A 15,785-nucleotide genomic window follows, 5' to 3' on the forward strand; every position below is an offset into this window, starting at 1 on the left:
CCGGTATTCGCACGAAATGCCGGGTCGCGGGCAGGAGTCATTCAAATGCCACATAGTTGGGGAGGCTTAGCAAGGTACAGACGGATCAAGCAGGATCCGCAACACCCGTCGATCCGCGCCTCTGCGGCCGACGTTCTCGCCTCAAACGGTGGGTTTGCCGGGAACGGGTTTATTCACAGGGCCTGAATGAGAAGGCTCACCGCGACCAGAGCAGATTTGCGAGGTTCAATGTGAGGTATTCCACCCAAGACCGTGTTCCGGTTTCCGTCGTGATCGCCAATTACAACTATGCTCGGTTTCTGAGGCGCTGCATCGATAGCGCTCTGGAGCAGGATTACGACAATGCGGAAGTCATTGTCGTCGACGATGCCTCGACGGACGAAACGGCGAGTGTCGTTGCTTCCTATGGGCCGCGTATCAAGGCCTGCCTGCGGGAAGAGAATGGCGGCCATGCCGCTGCATTCAACACCGGCTTTGCCTCCAGCAAGGGCGAGATCGTGCTGTTCCTCGACGCCGACGATTATCTCTATCCCCATGCGGTGACCGAGATCGTCGATGCCTGGGAGGACAGGACCGCCCAGATGCAGTTCAGACTGCATATCGTCGACGAGGAAATGCGCGTGAAGGACGTCTTCCCGCCGCCCGAACTGGCCTTCGAATCCGGCGATGTCACCCCGAAACTGCTGCAGAAGGGACGCTATCAGACCACGGTTACCAGCGGCCTGGCGTTCGACCGCTCGGCGCTGGAGGCGATCATGCCGGTTCCGGAAAAGGATTTCCGCCAGGGAGCCGATGGTTATCTCGCGACCGTCGCGCCTCTCCACGGAGATGTGACGTCGATCGACGATTGTCTTGGTGCCTATCGCATGCACGGCGCCAACCACTCCGTGTTTGCCGAAAAGCTCGGCCAGCGGGCGCGCTGGCGCATCGAGCATGATTTCCATCGGCTGGAGGCGCTGTCGGATCAGGCAACGGAGATCGGCCTGGACCTGCCGCCGGATGTCGGTCTGCGCGATCCCGTTCATCTGGAAGAGCGCTTGGCATCGCTTTGCATGGACAAGGATCTGCATCCCGTAGCCAACGACTCCAGGCTTGGCCTGGCGACCGCCGGCGCCGTCGCGAGCCTGGATATGAACGCATCGCGAAGACGCCGTGCGCTGCTCGCAGCCTGGTTTCTGTCCGTCGGCGTCCTGCCAGCTCGCATGGCGCGAGCCGTCCTGTCGTGGAAGCTCGTGGCCTCGTCGAGACCCGACGTTCTGCTGCGGCTTTCGAAAGCCATCCGGCATGCCATGGGATAGATCGTGTGAAGCACTCCTACGGGGTGTCATAGAGCGGCCTTGCGACGTATGATCGAGACCGCCGCCAACCCATCAAGTAGATAGCGGCGGCTTCAGATCAACATTATATCAGCAAGTACAATCGCTTAGTGACAAGCATGTCCGCATGCAGAGGAGTGCTATTTCTCCAGCGCTCGTGTACGGAATGCCTCGGCATAGCCTGGATCGAGGTGTCCGACGTTCACGTTGAGGATATTCTTGAGGCCGCCAAGAATATCGTCTTCGCTGGCCGATCCCTTGCCGGTCGTGTCCAGCTTCGACCAGTAGTTCTCGGCAGATTTCTGGTCGAACGGCTTATGGTTCGCTTCTGCGAGGCGCTTTTCGGCAGCCATATATTCGTCTTTCGTGACCTCTCCATCGCCGTTGACGTCAGCCGCGTCGACGAGTTGGTCAGCCATCCGCGAGTAGAAATCGCCGACGAGCTCTTCATCCGATTTGACCTGAGGTGCCTTTGGCGGCTCCACATGCACATCGAACTTTTCATCCGCAACGGACGGGCTCTTTTTGGCTTTGGGCACGAAGAGGCTGTAGATTGAGTTGTCGGAGTCTACTTTCATGGTGTTCCATCCCTTGTTGGATATGCGGGGCGCAACACAACCTGTGGGGCGAAACTTGCTTCAATCTTGCCGAAAACGTGTACTAATGGTTTCTATTATAACGGCAATGGCCTCCCTCCGGGATCGGGTGGGGTTCGCTACTCGATAAATTAGCGCAATCAGATAGCAATCGCCGTCAGGGATACTATTTCCTTACCTCGGTGCTCTATGAACGTGAGTTGCATTCATATTTTATGCAAACATGCGCTGAGGGTTTATGAGATACGCGATCGACGTTTTGCAAGCGGACGGCTCCTGCCGTACGCTCATTGTGGAAGTTATTGGGGGAAGCAAGGGCTCGTTGACGGTAATCCTCGACGGCAAAAGTCAGCAGATAGACTGGAAGGTGATCGCCGGATGGGCTGCCATCGACGAAGAGGGAACGACACCGATCATCTTGAATTGGCTTCCGCAGGGTATGGCGTTCCCGGTATGCATCTGACGATTTAATTGAGCCGCACATTGCCCTGAACCGTAGTTAGGTGGGCCAGGCCTGATCTTGCTTGCGCATGCAATCATGTTGCCTCCGTCCACCGGCGCAGCGCTGACCATCCGTATGTCAGCGACAAGATTGATACGCTCCACATCGCGAAGGCATACGAGGTTATCTCGGCGATTGCGTGATCAACTTCGACCTGATTTTCGATGCGCTGCTTGACATCGACTACAAGCGTGAGGTCGTGTTCGAAAGCGAGGACAGCTGGCTGCCGCAAGTAGCGACGACCTTAGGAACCACATATCGAAAGCAGGATTGCATGACTTCAACACTTGCTCCGGACCAGCTAGGTCCTACTGTCTGTGTCGGCGAGATTCTGGTCGAGATCGTCGCAATGACCGTCGGCGATGGGTTTACCGAAGCGCAGTCCCTCGTCGGACCATATCCGAGCGGCGCACCGGCAATCTTCATTTCACAATGCGGACGCCTCGGTGGCTCGTCGGCCATGGTAGGCGCAGTCGGCGATGACGACTTCGGTCGTGTCAACACGGACAGGCTGAAGCGTGACGGTGTCGACATCTCGACAATCGCGGTCGATGCCGACTATCCGACGGGCAGCGCGTTCGTCCGCTACCGCAAAGACGGCTCCAGAGACTTCGTCTACAACATTGCGAAGTCCGCGGCCGCGCGCTTCGGATGGTCCGACGACGTCCGCCGGCTCATCGAGCGCACAGGGCATCTGCACGTCATGGGATCGGCGCTGTCGGTGCCGAGCGCGCGCGAAGTCATCGATCGGGCGGTGGATATCGTCAAGGCGAGGGGCGGAACGCTTTCCGTCGATCCCAACATCCGCAAGGAGCTCAGACTGGACGAGGCGACGGAGCAGCGGTTCGCAAAGCTTGTAGCCGCCGCCGACCTGCTTCTTCCGTCCGGAGAGGAGCTCGAGAGAGCCGCTGGCGTGGAAGGCGAGGCGAATGCGATCAACCGCCTGTTTGAGATCGGCGTGAAGGAGATCGTCCTGAAGCGCGGCGCCGAAGGCGCAACCTATTTCAGCAGCGGCGGTGAGCGCATTGACGCGCCCGCCTTCATCGTCGAGGAGGTTGATCCGACCGGCGCTGGCGACTGCTTCGGCGGCGCTTACCTTACATGCCGCCGTCTCGGGATGGCGCCGAACGAGGCGCTCACATACGCGTCTGCCGCCGGCGCTCGCAATGTCACGGTCCGTGGACCGATGGAGGGAGCCGGTACGTTGCAGGAACTCGACGCGTTCATCTCTTCGACGAAAAGGCGTGCGTGATGCCGGTCCTTTTGGGCTGATCCTGTTGAACACCGATTAGTGACATGCGTGGTCGTGTAAACTCGAATAAGGTGTATTACGATTTTTGCTCGGGGGAGAAGTGAGATGCTTGATTTCAAGATTTCGGCGAAGCTATTGGCCGCGACCGCTCTGATGGTGGGGTATCAGGGATTTGCTTTCGCGCAGATGCCGCAGCAACAGCCGGACGCGAAGGCTTTCAAACTGGGGAAGCTCGACATTGTCGCCCTTCATGACGCGCAGTTTGTCCAACCCAACGATGGCAAGATTTTTGGTCTCGATCACAACCCTTCCGAAGTCGCGGATTTGCTCAAGGCCGCGGGCGCACCGACCGATACTGTCACACTCAGCGTCGATGCGCTGCTGATCAAGTCCGACCGGTACCTCATCCTGATCGACACCGGTGTCGGCGGCGCGCTTCAGGGCAGTTTGGCGAAGGCTGGTTACAAGCCTGATGCAGTGGACGAAATCCTGATCACCCATTCTCATCCTGATCACGTCGGTGGATTGGTTTTGAATGGAAAGCTCGCTTTTCCAAATGCCACGATCCGCATGTCGGAAGCGGAGTGGTCCTATGCCAAGGCAAATGAAAAGCTGGCCGACATCGTCAAGGTCATCGCGAACCATGTAAAGACGTTCAAACCCGGTGCCGAGGTTGCCCCTGGCATCACATCTGTGGCCCTGAGCGGCCATACGCCGGGTCATGTCGGCTACCAGATAAGATCAGGAAAGGAGAGGCTATTCGATATCGGCGATACCGCTCACAGTTCCATCATCTCGCTTGCCAAGCCAGACTGGGCGATATCGTTCGACGGCGATAAGCCGGAAGGCGAACAGAACCGCGTCAAAACGCTGGGCTCGGTCGCGAAGAGCCACGAGAGGATTTTCGCGCCGCATTTTCCCTTCCCTGGTGTGGGATATATCGAGGCCGAAGGCGATCACTTCAAATGGGCTCCGGATGACAAATCCGAATAGCGGGGAGACGTCGTTCTAGAGCTGCGAGACACAGGTCTAGCTAGGTTTGGATGGCCTTCCATCTTCGCGGGGCTATTCAAATTTGCCCGAAGCGGCAGGATCGCTCGCTGGAAAAGTCTCACGAAGCGCTTCATCGAGTTCCCGATCCGAGGCCCGAACTCTGGGTGCGGGGAACAGTTCGCTCATGATGTCGACGCGCTCGGGTAACATATCTGTCCCGTCTCGCAATTCGCCATGGACGTTGGGAACCAATGTCGTCTGCTTCGCCATTGCTGCCTCCCTGCAAACCTGTTGGTGCGGCGTCGTGAAATCCATCTCATCCGGTGGTCAAGCTTGAAGCAAGAATACCATATGCCTCTCCGGCAGGGAATCCGACTATGGCATTTTGGTGCGGTAGGGGATGTTGCGCGCTCACAGGTCCCTGGTCATTTCGACCATCGTCGGCCGGAACCGTAGCGATGCGAACAGTCTCTGCGCCACCTCGTTGCGGGCCGCCGTGGACAGAACGACTCGCGGCGCCCCGCGCTCCTCAAAATTGCTGATCGCCGCCTGCAACAGCCTGCTGCCTACTCCGCTACGTCGGTGATGCGGATCGACGAAGAGGTCGTGAATGACCCCGGCCGGTCCCCTCAACGCCATATAGTCCGGCCCCTCCAGCACGCCGTAGACATAGCCGATGACGGAAAGGTCGACTTCCGCGACGAGGAGGACGACATCCTCGCGCTCAAGCTGCCGTCCCAGCCATGAGGCATAGGACACTTCCGTTCTGTCCGTCGTCGGGAAAAAGCGCTGTGGGTCCAGGGTGTTGTGAAGAGCGACCAGAGCCGCACCGTATTTGCCGAGAACGGCTGTATCCGATGATCTGGCAACCCGGATCAGGGCTTGGGGTTCTGCAACGCCGCCTGAAGCACTATCTTTTCGAGGCATCTGCGGCTCCGGCAAGTCGTAGCCTTTGGGGCCGTTCGGTCTTCTTCTCCCGATGCCTGCGCTCCTCTTCCGCTGCTTCCATTGTTATCCCGCTCATGTCTTCGAATGCGGCCGCGCGTTCCTGCACGGTCAGTGCACGTCTGATCTTGCTTACCATGATAACCGCCTGTGTGTGAGTGTTTCCCCATATGGGGGCACGGTACAGAGCCCGCCGACATTCGGTACCTGAGAATTTCGAGCCATGCGATTAATGCATGGCTGAGGGGTAAGCTTCACGCTACTCTGGTACAGGGATCAATATTATATATCTCTCATCAAAGCGAACGGAGCGCCTCGAACGGCAGCCATCGCAGGAACCCAAGGAAAGGGGATTAAAATGAGCCTCGCACGTAGCATCAACAACTGGCGTAAATACCGCAAAACCGTTGAAGAACTTGGACGCATGTCCAACCGCAGCCTTCACGACCTCGGCATTAACCGGGATGAGATCCGCGACGTAGCGCGGTCTGCAGTGACCCGCTAACCTATAATATCATCGATATAAAAACGCGTCCGTATTGGTTCAATACGGGCGCGTTTTTGTTTTGATGCCACAAGTCCGGAATGATGATTGGCGCATAGCGAGCATCCGGACCGCAAGCCGCTGCCTATTTTTACGCCAAGGTATCCATAATCTGAGCTTATTGTCGCGCCCAGCCGTCGCCTTACCGGTTAGGCCACATGCTGGCCCGCTTGCTTGCGAGCCTCATAAAAGCGCATGAACTCCTCGGAAGACATGGGTCGAGCGAAGGCATAGCCCTGCAGGACGTGACATCCAAGATCGCGAAGGATGCTGGCGTGCTCCATCGTTTCCACACCTTCGGCGACGATTTCGATGTTTTGAGATCGGCCGATTTCGACGATCGAGGACACCAATCGCCGTTGGGAGGTGGACTGCGTGATGGGCATTACGATCTGTCGATCGATCTTCAGCCTCCGCGGCCGGAGCTCGAGAAGGCTCAATATCGATGCATGGCCCGTACCGAAATCATCGATCTCGATGTCGATGCCGAGCTCCTTGACGTTCTGGATCGACGCCTGGAACGCAGCGCTTTGGCCTTCGAAAGAGATGCTCTCGAGGAGTTCGAAGCAAAGCCTGCCTCGTTGGAACACAAGGGAGGAAAGCTCCCATCGATTCGCCAGTTCGACCAACCTCTGCGCGGAAACGTTGACAGAAATCCTTGGCACGTACATGCCGGCGGCATCCCAGCGCGTCAATTCGAACAGCGATCGCTGCAGGACCAGCCTGTCAATGGCGCTGGACCAGCCACGCTCCTCGGCAACGGAAAGAAATTGCGCCGGTGCGAGAATGCCACGTTCCGGATGATCCCATCGCACCAGAGCCTCGACGCCGACGATCGAATGGGTGTTGACGTCGAACTGCGGCTGGAAGTAGGGCACCAGTTCGTTGCGTTCTATGGCCGCCTCGATCTCGTCACCGAGCTTTTTGGTGGCGCGCGCAGCATCACCGAGCTTTCTGGTGAAAACCTCCGCTTGGCCTCGTCCCTGTCTCTTTGCCTCGTAGAGCGCAAGGTCGGCATTTCCAAGCAGATGAGCGACGTTCCCGTTTTCCCGCTGCCAGGCGACACCGGCGCTCGCGCCGACCTTGCATTCCACTCCGTCAACCAGGATCGGCGTCGACAGTTCGCGCACGATCGAATGGGCAAGGGATACGAATGCTTTCGGATTATCGCCCCTGGTGGCGATGACGAATTCATCTCCACCAATACGCATGGCAACGTCGTCCGGGCCGATGACATCTCGCAGGCGTGATGCGGTTACGCGCAATACCGTGTCCCCGCCGGCATGGCCTCTGCTGTCGTTGACTTCCTTGAAGGCATCGAGGTCAACATGGATCAGCGAAAGCAGGGTCCGTTCGGGACGTAGATACTCCGAAGCAAGCAGTCGATCCAGGTATCGGCGGTTAGGCAGCTCGGTCAGCGGGTCATGGAGCGATTGATATTCCATGTCCTGCCGGGCCAACATGAGATCGCTTTCCCGTTCGCGCAATTTCACAATCGTTTTCTGGCGCGAGCGGGCGAGGGATCCAGCCCAAAGCATTGGAGCGACCACCGCAAGGCAGACCGCACCGGCGGCCAGGCGGAAAACGGTCATGTTATTGTGGCTGCCCCATCCGGACTTTGGAGTTCCGGCAATTGTCCATCTTCCGTAACCCATGTCGAGCGAAGCGAACATGGGATCGCGATCTAATATCGACGCATCACCATAAAAGACATTTTTCGCGTTTGCAGATGCGGCCGGGGAACTGATCGCGATATCGAGATCGGTGGTGGTCAGCCCGCTGTCGGAATAGAGCTTCTCGACATCGATCACGCCGGACAGCAATCCCCAGAAGGTCTGGGCCCTGCCGTCGGTGATGTAGACCGGCGTTCGCGCAATGAACCCTTCACCGCCCTGGACAAGATGGATTGGGCCAACCAGAACGATGTTATGACTGTTGCGGGCTGCCATCGCTCCGTCATGCTGCTGCTTGTCGGTTCGGTAGTCGAGGCCGATCACCTTTTCGTTGCCGTGTGTAGGGTAAACCCATCTGACAACTAGGTTCGGTGCTGCGGTAATGATCTTCAGCTGCGAAGGTGTCTGCAGGACCTGGGCGCTCAACCTGGCATATTCGGCTTCATCCATTGTCGGATTGACCGCGATTCCGGCAACGATACCTTGCAGCAGCATAATGTCGCCGATGAGGTTCGTTTGAAGACGGGCCGCGAGCGAGGTAATCTTCTCCGCTACCTCTGCCCGTTCGTCGGCATTTAGCCGGGCCTGTCGCTGATGGTCCGCAAGGACAAACACGATGAGCGCAACGACAGTTGCCAATATTGCAGGCGCAAAGGTTGCTCGGCGACCAAGATAGGTGCCTGCTTCATGGAGAAGTTTTTCCAAGGATGTGGGCATTCCGGCTGCGACCTGAGGATGAAGAAAACATCATCGCGCGATTGCCTTAAGGGAAGTCTAATTGAGAAGGCTCAAGTGTGAGAAACTGTCATATTTTGCTGCAGGCAGCTCACGGCCTCTTCGATACAGCCTAGTCCAAGTTGGAAGTATTGCTGTCCATGTCGATAGGCTGCCTCTCGCTTTCATCTTGGCGGCAGCATTCTAGGGGAATGCTAATGGCCAAAAACGCCGGCATAGGCGTAAAGTGCCGGCGTTCCGCCCGTCATGACAAACAGCACCTTGGAGCCGGGGGCAATGTTCCCGTCTTGAATGTCGGACAACAGGCCGGCGAAGGCCTTGCCGCCATAGACTGGGTCGAGAAGCAGGCCTTCCGACCGAGCCAGCGTCTTGACGGCGTCGACCATGGCCGTTGTCGGAATACCATACCCATCCCCGAGTTGGCCGTCACTTATGGTGAGGTCTTTCGAATCAACCCGCTCTCCGGCCGATAGGAGTTCGAGAACGGCATTCACCTTGTCGGCGGTGACGGATATCGCGAATTCCTGTGGTGACACGACGCAATACGCTCTTACTCTGGCTGCGTCATTGCCGGACATAATCATGCCGGCGGCGAGACCTGCGTGTGTGCCGCCGCTGCCATTGGGGATGACAATCCGGTCGAACGCAATGTCAAGATCGGCCGATTGCGCCGCAATCTCAAAGGCGCAGTCGACGTAACCCAGGCATCCGACCGGCGTCGAGCCGCCGAGTGTAGCGACAAACGCCCTGCCGCCAGATGCGGTGATCTCGGCGGCGCGATTTTCTGCAAATTGCTTCGGGTCATCACCGTTCGAAAGGATGTGCAGCCGCGCTCCAAACAGGTCATCCAACAGCACGTTCCCATTCTTCCGGTAGAGGTCATCAAACCGCGGAACCATCTGCGCCAGGACAAGCTCGCACGCCAAACCGGAGCGCGCACAGGCCGCCGCCGCCAGGCGAGCGAAGTTGGACTGGACACCACCAAGGGCGATGACCGTGTCGCAGCCCTCCGATTGGGCCTGTCCGAGCAAAAACTCAAGCTTGCGCAGCTTGTTTCCTCCTCCTCCAAGTCCCATGAGGTCGTCCCGTTTCACCCAGATCGCAACTCCTTGCCGCCGATCTCCGAGCCATTGCTCAAGGCGCTCGAGCCGTTGAATAGGCGTCGGAGCGGCCATCAGGCGAATCCGAGGAAACTTATCCAGGATCTGAAACATCTGCATCGTCCGCTCTCCCTCAACCTTTGATACCTGATGGTCCAGCCAGATCATCGAGGAAATCTTGGCCTTCAAGTGTGACTTTCAAGTCATGGTGTTCAGAGATGCGAACTCGTGTGAAGGGGCGCGGAAGTGTGGAAGATCACCCTTCACGCCGATCGATCCAGCATCTGCCGAAGCATTGTCACAAGCCCGTCGGTGCCGTCGTTTGCGGCGACCGAAAGCAGGTGGCTTTCTGCAATCGCGATGATTGCCTCGACGCTTTCTCTTTCCGACCAGCCTGCATCCATCGCCCCGGCAAGAAGTTCGCAGAACGCGGTATCAAGCGCATCTTGGCATCGGATATCCCGATCGGGATCGTCTCTGGTGACAAAGGGGCGCGAGATGCTGTTCATCTTATCGTCCTCAACTGGCCAGGTGCCGCCGGAGGCATCACTTCAGCGACAAATTCAAACTCATCCAGCATGTGATGCACATCAGACCCGGCTCTTGTGACTGTCCAGTAGTCGGGGTCCTCGCCGAAGACGGCCGAAACCCGGGCGACTTCAAGGTCCGAAGACGGCTCTCTCCGTCTGACCCAGTAGAAAATGTCCGGACGCAATTCCAAAGAGACTGGCTTACGCATGTGGGTACCTCGAACATAGCCCGCCGATGAGCATGCTGCGTATTCGTTCTCAATTTATTAAACATCTCCTAAAATACCTGTCCTTATCAAGACGATTTGCTGAGATTGCGATAGGCGGCGCCAAATTCGTTTGAAGCAATACCTATGTGCAAATGCACCATGGGCGGATCGCTGCAATAATCCGCCCGTGCAGCAGTCCGCTGCGTGAACGATTAGGAAGGAACCGACAGATGAAGATCCTGATGGTGTTCACCTCGCATGACGTACTTGGCAGTACAGGGCGCAAGACGGGCTTTTGGCTCGAGGAAGGCGCTGCACCCTATTACGTCTTCCGCGACGCCGGCATCGAACTGACGCTCGCCTCGCCAAAGGGCGGGCAGCCGCCGGTGGATCCGAAGAGCGACTTGCCTGAAAACCAGACGCCGGCGATGGCGCGTTTCAAGAAGGATCCGGATGCACAGAAGGTCTTTGCCACGACCAGGAAGCTTAGCGACGTGAGTTCGGAAGGCTTCGATACGGTCTTCTACCCTGGCGGCCATGGGCCGATGTGGGATCTGGCGGAAGATCCGATCTCGATCTCGCTCATCGAGTCCTTCTACAATTCCGGAAGGCCGGTCGCAGCCGTCTGTCACGCACCGGGCTTGTTGCGTCACGTGTCCTACAAGGGCGCTCCGATCGTAAAGGGCAAGCGCGTCACGGGATTCACGAATACGGAAGAAGAGGAAGTCCAGCTTACGAAGGTGGTGCCGTTCCTGGTCGAGGACGAGCTGAAACGTCTTGGTGGCCTATTCGAAAAGAAGCCGAACTGGCAAAGCTTCGCAATCACCGACGGCCGATTGATCACCGGCCAGAATCCGGCGTCCTCGACAGCCGGCGCCCAGGCCCTGGTAAAGTTGCTGAGTGAGTTGAGGTCCAAGCCTAGCGCTGCCTAAGCCCTAATCGTTGCCGAGCTCAAGTCACGGTCGCAAGCCAGGGGAGTTTGCGACCGCGATCGCTGTTGGGAATCACGAAACCTTCGTCCGCGATAGTCGCGTTGATGGACATTATCCTCCGTCGTGGAAAGGCCGTCTCCGGGCGGGCGGAGACGGCCTTGGCGGATCAGGGAAACGATCCGCAAGCTCCAGTGGAGGGGAGGGGCACCGGAGCAAGGCTGTGGTTGCAGCTACCGCTTATCGAGGAGGGCAGCCACTGCAAGGACTCTATGCCGCGGCGGCGCCTTGCGTAAGTGAACTTAGGTATCGGCCGCCTATACAAGTGGGCAGTGGAGCAGGGGGACGTCCATCGCCGCCGCCACTGGCGCTCAGTCGAACGCGCATCATCGCAAGCCGGTTTTTTCTGGACACGTGCGTTGGTCAACATATTTGAGAGTGGCGATTGCTGCAGATGATCCACTTGGTAGCCGCATCGATGCGAGACAGACTTCAGCTTTTGTTCCCCGGCGACGCGGCTTTCTTCGTGCTGTCTTTCGGTGCGGAGCGCCCCTTGTCCAGAAGACGCGAAAACACGTTCTGTTTCTTCTTTTTCGGAACGAGATCGACATCACTCACGAGCTTTGCGCCGCCTTCGCGCCGTTCCAAGGTGATCTTACGACTATGGAAGGCTTCCAGTTCTGCGCGATGGGCGACGCTGATGATGGTGACATCAGGCAATTCGCGGATCACCATCTCCATCATCTTGTCCTGGCTCTTCTCGTCGAGCGCTGAGGTCGCTTCATCGAGCACGATGATGTCGGGATTGTGCAGGAGGAGACGTGCAAAGGCGAGCCGCTGCTTTTCGCCGCCCGACAAGGTCTGGTCCCATGGCGCCTCTTCCTCGATCCTGTCGTTCAGATAGTCGAGGCCGACTTTCTCGACGGCCGCCTTTATCTCGTCGAGCGGCCAGCCATCGGCTGCACGGGGGTAGGCGACGGCGCGGCGAAGCGTGCCCGAGGGTATGTAGGGCCGCTGCGGCAACATGAACAATCGGCTGTCGGGATGGAAGTCGACGCTGCCATGGCCCCAGGGCCAGAGACCGGAAATTGCCCGCACGAGCGTGCTCTTGCCCGTCCCGGATTCGCCGGCCACGAGCACCCGTTCGCCTCGTTCGATCTTGACCTCTGTCTCCTTGACCACGGACGTGCCGTCATCGAGCGTCACGGAGAGATCGTTGAGGCACAGCATTGCCTCGCCCTCGGTCTCGCCATGCCTGATGCGCACGAGGGAGTCGCTCTTTTCGGCACGCTCCAGCCCGTCGAGCGACATCATCAGCGAGGCGACGCGGTGGGCAGAGGCGTTCCAGTCGGCAAGGCGCGGGTAGTTGTCCACCAGCCATCCGAACGCACTTTGAACGATGGCAAAGGCAGAGGCGGCCTGCATGACCTCACCCAGCGTCATGCTGCCTTCGAGAAATTTCGGCGCGCAAAGCAGGACCGGCACGACAGGTGCAATCAACATGGACCCCTGCGACACGAGCGTCGTGCGCATATATTGATGCGCAAGCAGCGCCCATTGCTTCAGCGCATTGCCAAAAGTCCTGTCGAGGTCGTTGCGCTCCTCCTCTTCGCCGCCGAGCAAGGCAATGCTTTCGCCGTTTTCGCGCACATGCGTCAGCGTATAGCGAAATTCAGCTTCAACCTGGTTCTTGACCTCGGAGACCGCAACGAAATGACGGCCGATGACCGCCATCGAAGTTGAGGTGATCACGGCGTAGAGGACAGCCGTCACAACGAGAAAACCTGGAATTGTGATGATCGAGCCCGCGATCGAAACCGTCAGGGCTCCGCCGATCGTCCATAGCACGACGATGAAGGTCGAGGCCGATACGAAGGCGGAAATGACGCCGGCGAGGAAATCGACAGGGGATTCCGTCGCGATCCGCATATCTTCCGAGAGACGCGCTTCCGGGTTCTTGTGAGCATCGCCGCCGATGAGGTTGAGCTGATAGTAACGGCCATTTGCGAGCCAGCGGGCAATGAGACCGGTCGTCAGCCAGGAACGCCATCGCCGCTGGATCATCATGCGGACGTAGACTTGTACGGTGACCAGAGCGACACTACCGAGCACCAGCGGCAGGAACACCACACTGAGAACATAGACGGTATGCGCATCGTGCTGCTCAATGGCGTCAAAAATCCAGCGGTTCCAGAGATTGATGCCATACTGGAAGCAGACATTGGCGCCGATCAGGGCAAGTAGCCCGATCGTGCATGGCCAAGCGAAGCCGTCGCCGCGGCGGCTCCAGTAACCGCGTGCGCTGATCCAGAAACGCTTGAGCAAATATTTCTTTCGAGCCTGCTCGGCCTCTTCGGGCGGCAGGGTTCGATCCGGTTCGATAACCTCGGGCGGCGGAACATCCTCGGGAGTGGAGACCTTCGCTTGGCGCGTCTCCTCGGCACCCCGCGGCCTGGTGCCGTCGACCGATTTCGGTTTGAGCTTGGCGTCGGTCATATGTGTCACAACGGCTAAATAGCCCAAAGGTTTCACCGGACTGATGTCGAACCTCGCATCGCTTGCTGCACGTGGACCGCTGCAACGCGAGACGCGTTCCCGTTCGACACGGGTCGAAAGCGAGGGCAAGCTTCGTTGTCAGGCCGCGCCGTCCGCGGGCTGCCTGTGGCGATCCCGCTCTCGCTTGGTGCTTTCGGCAGCGCCGTGGTCGCCGAGAAGCTTTTCCCGAGCTTGCGCGATTTCATTGGCGGAGACGACCGTTGGCTGCTTGTCGTCGGGAATACCGGGACCCGTCTTGGCGGCCCTGGTGCTCCTTGGTCGGCGGTTGAGAGCGTTCCTGCTTTTGGACATGGAAGTTTCCTTTCTGGAAAGAAAACGAGCGCGACGGCCATTTGTGCCCTGAGCCGCCCAAAAAGATGATCCGGGGAACTTGCGAGCGGGCGAGGGCGGTAAGCTGTCTGCAAGGCGGACCCAATTCCCGCAGGTAATTTCAAACCCTGAAGGTCGAGTTCATCGCCATTTGCATAGGTGCATTGCACAGCGCTTTTCAGGACAAAAAAGCCTGGGAAACGCGGTGATTTTCATGCTCGCGGCTAACTGCGCGAAAGCACGGTGATTTCAGTTCAGAAGATTGCCGTGTTCTTTCAGACTCACCCGATCTCATGGGATTTTCCTGCTTGTCGTCTGTCGCGTAACACACGGAAAACTATACACAAAAAAACGACAGGTTCTGCGGAATGGAGCCGGAATGCCGCTGCGCTTGGGGACCCGCAATTTGCGTCACTACGCGGATGTACTGGCCGGGAGTCGGAGTATCCCATGTTGTCGAAGTCGCTTATTTTCAAGAGTTCGTTTGTTCGCAATATCTGAAAAGTGCGTCCAAGTCCGTGTCAAGGATTTGTCATAAATGCTGCGGCGCGAGAGGAGTAATGGGCGTGCCGCTGACGGAAATGTCAGCGTCAACAAAAGGAAGCCCCCAAAATGAAAAGACTCCTCTTTATCGCCGCTGTCGGCCTGCTTGCTACGAACGCGATGGCTATGTCCAGCTACGACGCCAAGTCCGTGAGCTGCGGAACCGTTCACCAGAAGATCGCCCAGGAAGGCGCCGTTGTTCTCCGCTATCCGTCCCATCACCCGGGAATGATGATGTATAACCGCTATGTCACGAACTCGACGATGTGCGTCGGCCAAGGCGGCTCGTCACGCACCACCATCGCCGTGAGCGACGATCTGAAATGCCCGGTTATGACCTGCAATACCACGACAGGAAAAGGTCCGAACAAGAACCAACGTTGATCGGCGATATGTCTCTGAGGGTGGGGGCGCTCGCCCCTGCTCTCGAGGCATGGTCCTCAATGTGAATGGCTGTCGTTTGCGCCACATCGGCCCGTCGCGATTTCAGTTTGGATCCAGGGGTCTTTGGAATCCCGTTAGCTCTGAGGCACGCAGTTTGTGGTCTAACGATCGCCGCGGCTAGAAGATGTTACGGCCCCCAAGCATATGCTCGCGCATGAACCTCTGATGTAGCCAGAAGGCCTTCAGTTTCTAAACCACCCGTGCGGCGCAAGATGCAGACGGCGTCGAAGCTTTCTCAAACGCCGTTGTCACTTCGCGGCGACACTATCGCCAAGCGTCGAGAAATAGCCGCCGCATCCAAAAGCTCGGCGATCACGAAGCACATTGTGCCTGATCGCCCGACAGGTCGCAGAGCGCTGACGCCAGATCTCGGTGATCGACAACTTTCCGCTCGACCAGGCGATGAAGACGACGCCGATCGGTGAGGGTCAGTTGCCGATAGCATGAAGCCATTGAAATCACTTGGAAGCAGATGGTATCAGCGTCCATTCGTTGTCACAGCTATTTAAAGATGAGACAAAGTAAGCAATTTAGAAACGCGACGCCATACTATCCAATGTTACTGAATATGCAAGATTCTATAGTTATGGATGCGCAAGCGCGAGCCGC

At 57.9% G+C, this 15,785-nt stretch carries 16 protein-coding genes; 7 read left to right on the forward strand and 9 right to left on the reverse strand.

Annotated features, from left to right (window positions below; all coding sequences use genetic code 11):
- The first annotated feature begins 230 nt into the window (after positions 1–230).
- On the forward strand, positions 231–1,298 hold the full coding sequence (locus DTW90_RS24550) for a glycosyltransferase (RefSeq protein ID WP_149341569.1): 1,068 nt from the start codon (positions 231–233) through the stop codon (positions 1,296–1,298).
- 158 nt (positions 1,299–1,456) lie between these two features.
- On the opposite strand, the gene DTW90_RS24555 is transcribed toward DTW90_RS24550, so the two are convergent.
- On the reverse strand, positions 1,457–1,894 hold the full coding sequence (locus DTW90_RS24555; RefSeq protein WP_132526849.1) for an EF-hand domain-containing protein: 438 nt from the start codon (positions 1,892–1,894) through the stop codon (positions 1,457–1,459).
- A gap of 256 nt (positions 1,895–2,150) precedes the next feature.
- On the opposite strand from DTW90_RS24555, the gene DTW90_RS24560 reads away from it, so the two are divergent.
- The 3 genes from DTW90_RS24560 to DTW90_RS24570 all read left to right on the forward strand — a co-directional run bounded on the left by DTW90_RS24560 (position 2,151) and on the right by DTW90_RS24570 (position 4,659).
- Positions 2,151–2,375: a hypothetical protein gene (locus tag DTW90_RS24560; protein ID WP_149341571.1), complete on the forward strand. Its 225-nt coding sequence runs from the start codon at positions 2,151–2,153 to the stop codon at positions 2,373–2,375.
- A 313-nt stretch (positions 2,376–2,688) separates the two neighbouring features.
- Positions 2,689–3,666, forward strand: coding sequence for a sugar kinase (locus DTW90_RS24565; RefSeq protein WP_149341598.1), 978 nt, complete (start codon positions 2,689–2,691; stop codon positions 3,664–3,666).
- Positions 3,667–3,771: 105 nt separating this feature from the next.
- The gene (locus DTW90_RS24570; RefSeq protein ID WP_149341573.1) at positions 3,772–4,659 is read left to right on the forward strand and encodes an MBL fold metallo-hydrolase; all 888 of its coding nucleotides are present in this window, start codon (positions 3,772–3,774) and stop codon (positions 4,657–4,659) included.
- Positions 4,660–4,731: 72 nt separating this feature from the next.
- Here the strand turns inward: DTW90_RS24570 and DTW90_RS24575 are convergent, their stop codons facing one another.
- From DTW90_RS24575 to DTW90_RS37205, 3 genes are all read right to left on the reverse strand, one after another.
- Positions 4,732–4,929, reverse strand: coding sequence for a hypothetical protein (locus tag DTW90_RS24575; protein ID WP_149341575.1), 198 nt, complete (start codon positions 4,927–4,929; stop codon positions 4,732–4,734).
- Between the two features lie 141 nt (positions 4,930–5,070).
- On the reverse strand, positions 5,071–5,586 hold the full coding sequence (locus tag DTW90_RS24580; protein WP_149341577.1) for a GNAT family N-acetyltransferase: 516 nt from the start codon (positions 5,584–5,586) through the stop codon (positions 5,071–5,073).
- Positions 5,570–5,743: a hypothetical protein gene (locus tag DTW90_RS37205; RefSeq protein ID WP_188080028.1), complete on the reverse strand. Its 174-nt coding sequence runs from the start codon at positions 5,741–5,743 to the stop codon at positions 5,570–5,572. Before DTW90_RS37205 ends, DTW90_RS24580 begins: the two co-directional genes overlap by 17 nt.
- A gap of 219 nt (positions 5,744–5,962) precedes the next feature.
- Here DTW90_RS37205 and DTW90_RS24585 point away from each other — a divergent pair, with 219 nt between their 5' ends.
- A complete protein-coding gene (locus tag DTW90_RS24585; RefSeq protein ID WP_132526837.1) occupies positions 5,963–6,109 on the forward strand; it encodes a DUF1127 domain-containing protein in 147 nt (48 codons plus the stop codon).
- 188 nt (positions 6,110–6,297) lie between these two features.
- Here DTW90_RS24585 and DTW90_RS24590 read toward each other — a convergent pair whose 3' ends face one another.
- From DTW90_RS24590 to DTW90_RS24600, 3 genes are all read right to left on the reverse strand, one after another.
- Positions 6,298–8,538, reverse strand: a complete 2,241-nt coding sequence (locus DTW90_RS24590; RefSeq protein WP_149341579.1) for an EAL domain-containing protein — start codon at positions 8,536–8,538, stop codon at positions 6,298–6,300.
- A 212-nt stretch (positions 8,539–8,750) separates the two neighbouring features.
- A complete protein-coding gene (locus DTW90_RS24595; RefSeq protein WP_149341580.1) occupies positions 8,751–9,776 on the reverse strand; it encodes a D-cysteine desulfhydrase family protein in 1,026 nt (341 codons plus the stop codon).
- Between the two features lie 143 nt (positions 9,777–9,919).
- Positions 9,920–10,165: a hypothetical protein gene (locus DTW90_RS24600; RefSeq protein ID WP_149341582.1), complete on the reverse strand. Its 246-nt coding sequence runs from the start codon at positions 10,163–10,165 to the stop codon at positions 9,920–9,922.
- 460 nt (positions 10,166–10,625) lie between these two features.
- Here DTW90_RS24600 and DTW90_RS24610 point away from each other — a divergent pair, with 460 nt between their 5' ends.
- Positions 10,626–11,327: a type 1 glutamine amidotransferase domain-containing protein gene (locus tag DTW90_RS24610; protein ID WP_149341586.1), complete on the forward strand. Its 702-nt coding sequence runs from the start codon at positions 10,626–10,628 to the stop codon at positions 11,325–11,327.
- A gap of 489 nt (positions 11,328–11,816) precedes the next feature.
- Here the strand turns inward: DTW90_RS24610 and DTW90_RS24615 are convergent, their stop codons facing one another.
- Both DTW90_RS24615 and DTW90_RS24620 read right to left on the reverse strand, forming a co-directional pair.
- Entirely contained in the window at positions 11,817–13,820 is a 2,004-nt protein-coding gene (locus DTW90_RS24615; protein WP_149341588.1) for an ABC transporter ATP-binding protein/permease, read from the reverse strand.
- A gap of 138 nt (positions 13,821–13,958) precedes the next feature.
- Positions 13,959–14,171 (reverse strand): hypothetical protein, encoded by a 213-nt coding sequence (locus DTW90_RS24620; RefSeq protein WP_149341590.1) that lies wholly within the window; start codon positions 14,169–14,171, stop codon positions 13,959–13,961.
- Between the two features lie 630 nt (positions 14,172–14,801).
- Here DTW90_RS24620 and DTW90_RS24625 point away from each other — a divergent pair.
- The gene (locus tag DTW90_RS24625) at positions 14,802–15,116 is read left to right on the forward strand and encodes a hypothetical protein (protein WP_245513006.1); all 315 of its coding nucleotides are present in this window, start codon (positions 14,802–14,804) and stop codon (positions 15,114–15,116) included.
- The last annotated feature ends 669 nt before the right edge of the window (positions 15,117–15,785 follow it).

This window comes from Neorhizobium sp. P12A, from assembly GCF_008365395.1.
Lineage (GTDB): Bacteria > Pseudomonadota > Alphaproteobacteria > Rhizobiales > Rhizobiaceae > Rhizobium.

What these genes read in the sequence shown, in the direction of transcription:
- DTW90_RS24595 (WP_149341580.1), bottom strand. Translation starts at nt 9,776, where the DNA reads ATGCAGATGTTTCAGATCCTGGATAAGTTTCCTCGGATTCGCCTGATG.
- DTW90_RS24575 (WP_149341575.1), bottom strand. Translation starts at nt 4,929, where the DNA reads ATGGCGAAGCAGACGACATTGGTTCCCAACGTCCATGGCGAATTGCGA.
- DTW90_RS24590 (WP_149341579.1), bottom strand. Translation starts at nt 8,538, where the DNA reads ATGCCCACATCCTTGGAAAAACTTCTCCATGAAGCAGGCACCTATCTT.
- DTW90_RS24565 (WP_149341598.1), top strand. Translation starts at nt 2,689, where the DNA reads ATGACTTCAACACTTGCTCCGGACCAGCTAGGTCCTACTGTCTGTGTC.
- DTW90_RS24585 (WP_132526837.1), top strand. Translation starts at nt 5,963, where the DNA reads ATGAGCCTCGCACGTAGCATCAACAACTGGCGTAAATACCGCAAAACC.
- DTW90_RS24570 (WP_149341573.1), top strand. Translation starts at nt 3,772, where the DNA reads ATGCTTGATTTCAAGATTTCGGCGAAGCTATTGGCCGCGACCGCTCTG.
- DTW90_RS24600 (WP_149341582.1), bottom strand. Translation starts at nt 10,165, where the DNA reads ATGAACAGCATCTCGCGCCCCTTTGTCACCAGAGACGATCCCGATCGG.
- DTW90_RS24620 (WP_149341590.1), bottom strand. Translation starts at nt 14,171, where the DNA reads ATGTCCAAAAGCAGGAACGCTCTCAACCGCCGACCAAGGAGCACCAGG.
- DTW90_RS24625 (WP_245513006.1), top strand. Translation starts at nt 14,802, where the DNA reads ATGAAAAGACTCCTCTTTATCGCCGCTGTCGGCCTGCTTGCTACGAAC.
- DTW90_RS24615 (WP_149341588.1), bottom strand. Translation starts at nt 13,820, where the DNA reads ATGACCGACGCCAAGCTCAAACCGAAATCGGTCGACGGCACCAGGCCG.
- DTW90_RS24580 (WP_149341577.1), bottom strand. Translation starts at nt 5,586, where the DNA reads ATGCCTCGAAAAGATAGTGCTTCAGGCGGCGTTGCAGAACCCCAAGCC.
- DTW90_RS24555 (WP_132526849.1), bottom strand. Translation starts at nt 1,894, where the DNA reads ATGAAAGTAGACTCCGACAACTCAATCTACAGCCTCTTCGTGCCCAAA.
- DTW90_RS24560 (WP_149341571.1), top strand. Translation starts at nt 2,151, where the DNA reads ATGAGATACGCGATCGACGTTTTGCAAGCGGACGGCTCCTGCCGTACG.
- DTW90_RS24610 (WP_149341586.1), top strand. Translation starts at nt 10,626, where the DNA reads ATGAAGATCCTGATGGTGTTCACCTCGCATGACGTACTTGGCAGTACA.
- DTW90_RS37205 (WP_188080028.1), bottom strand. Translation starts at nt 5,743, where the DNA reads ATGGTAAGCAAGATCAGACGTGCACTGACCGTGCAGGAACGCGCGGCC.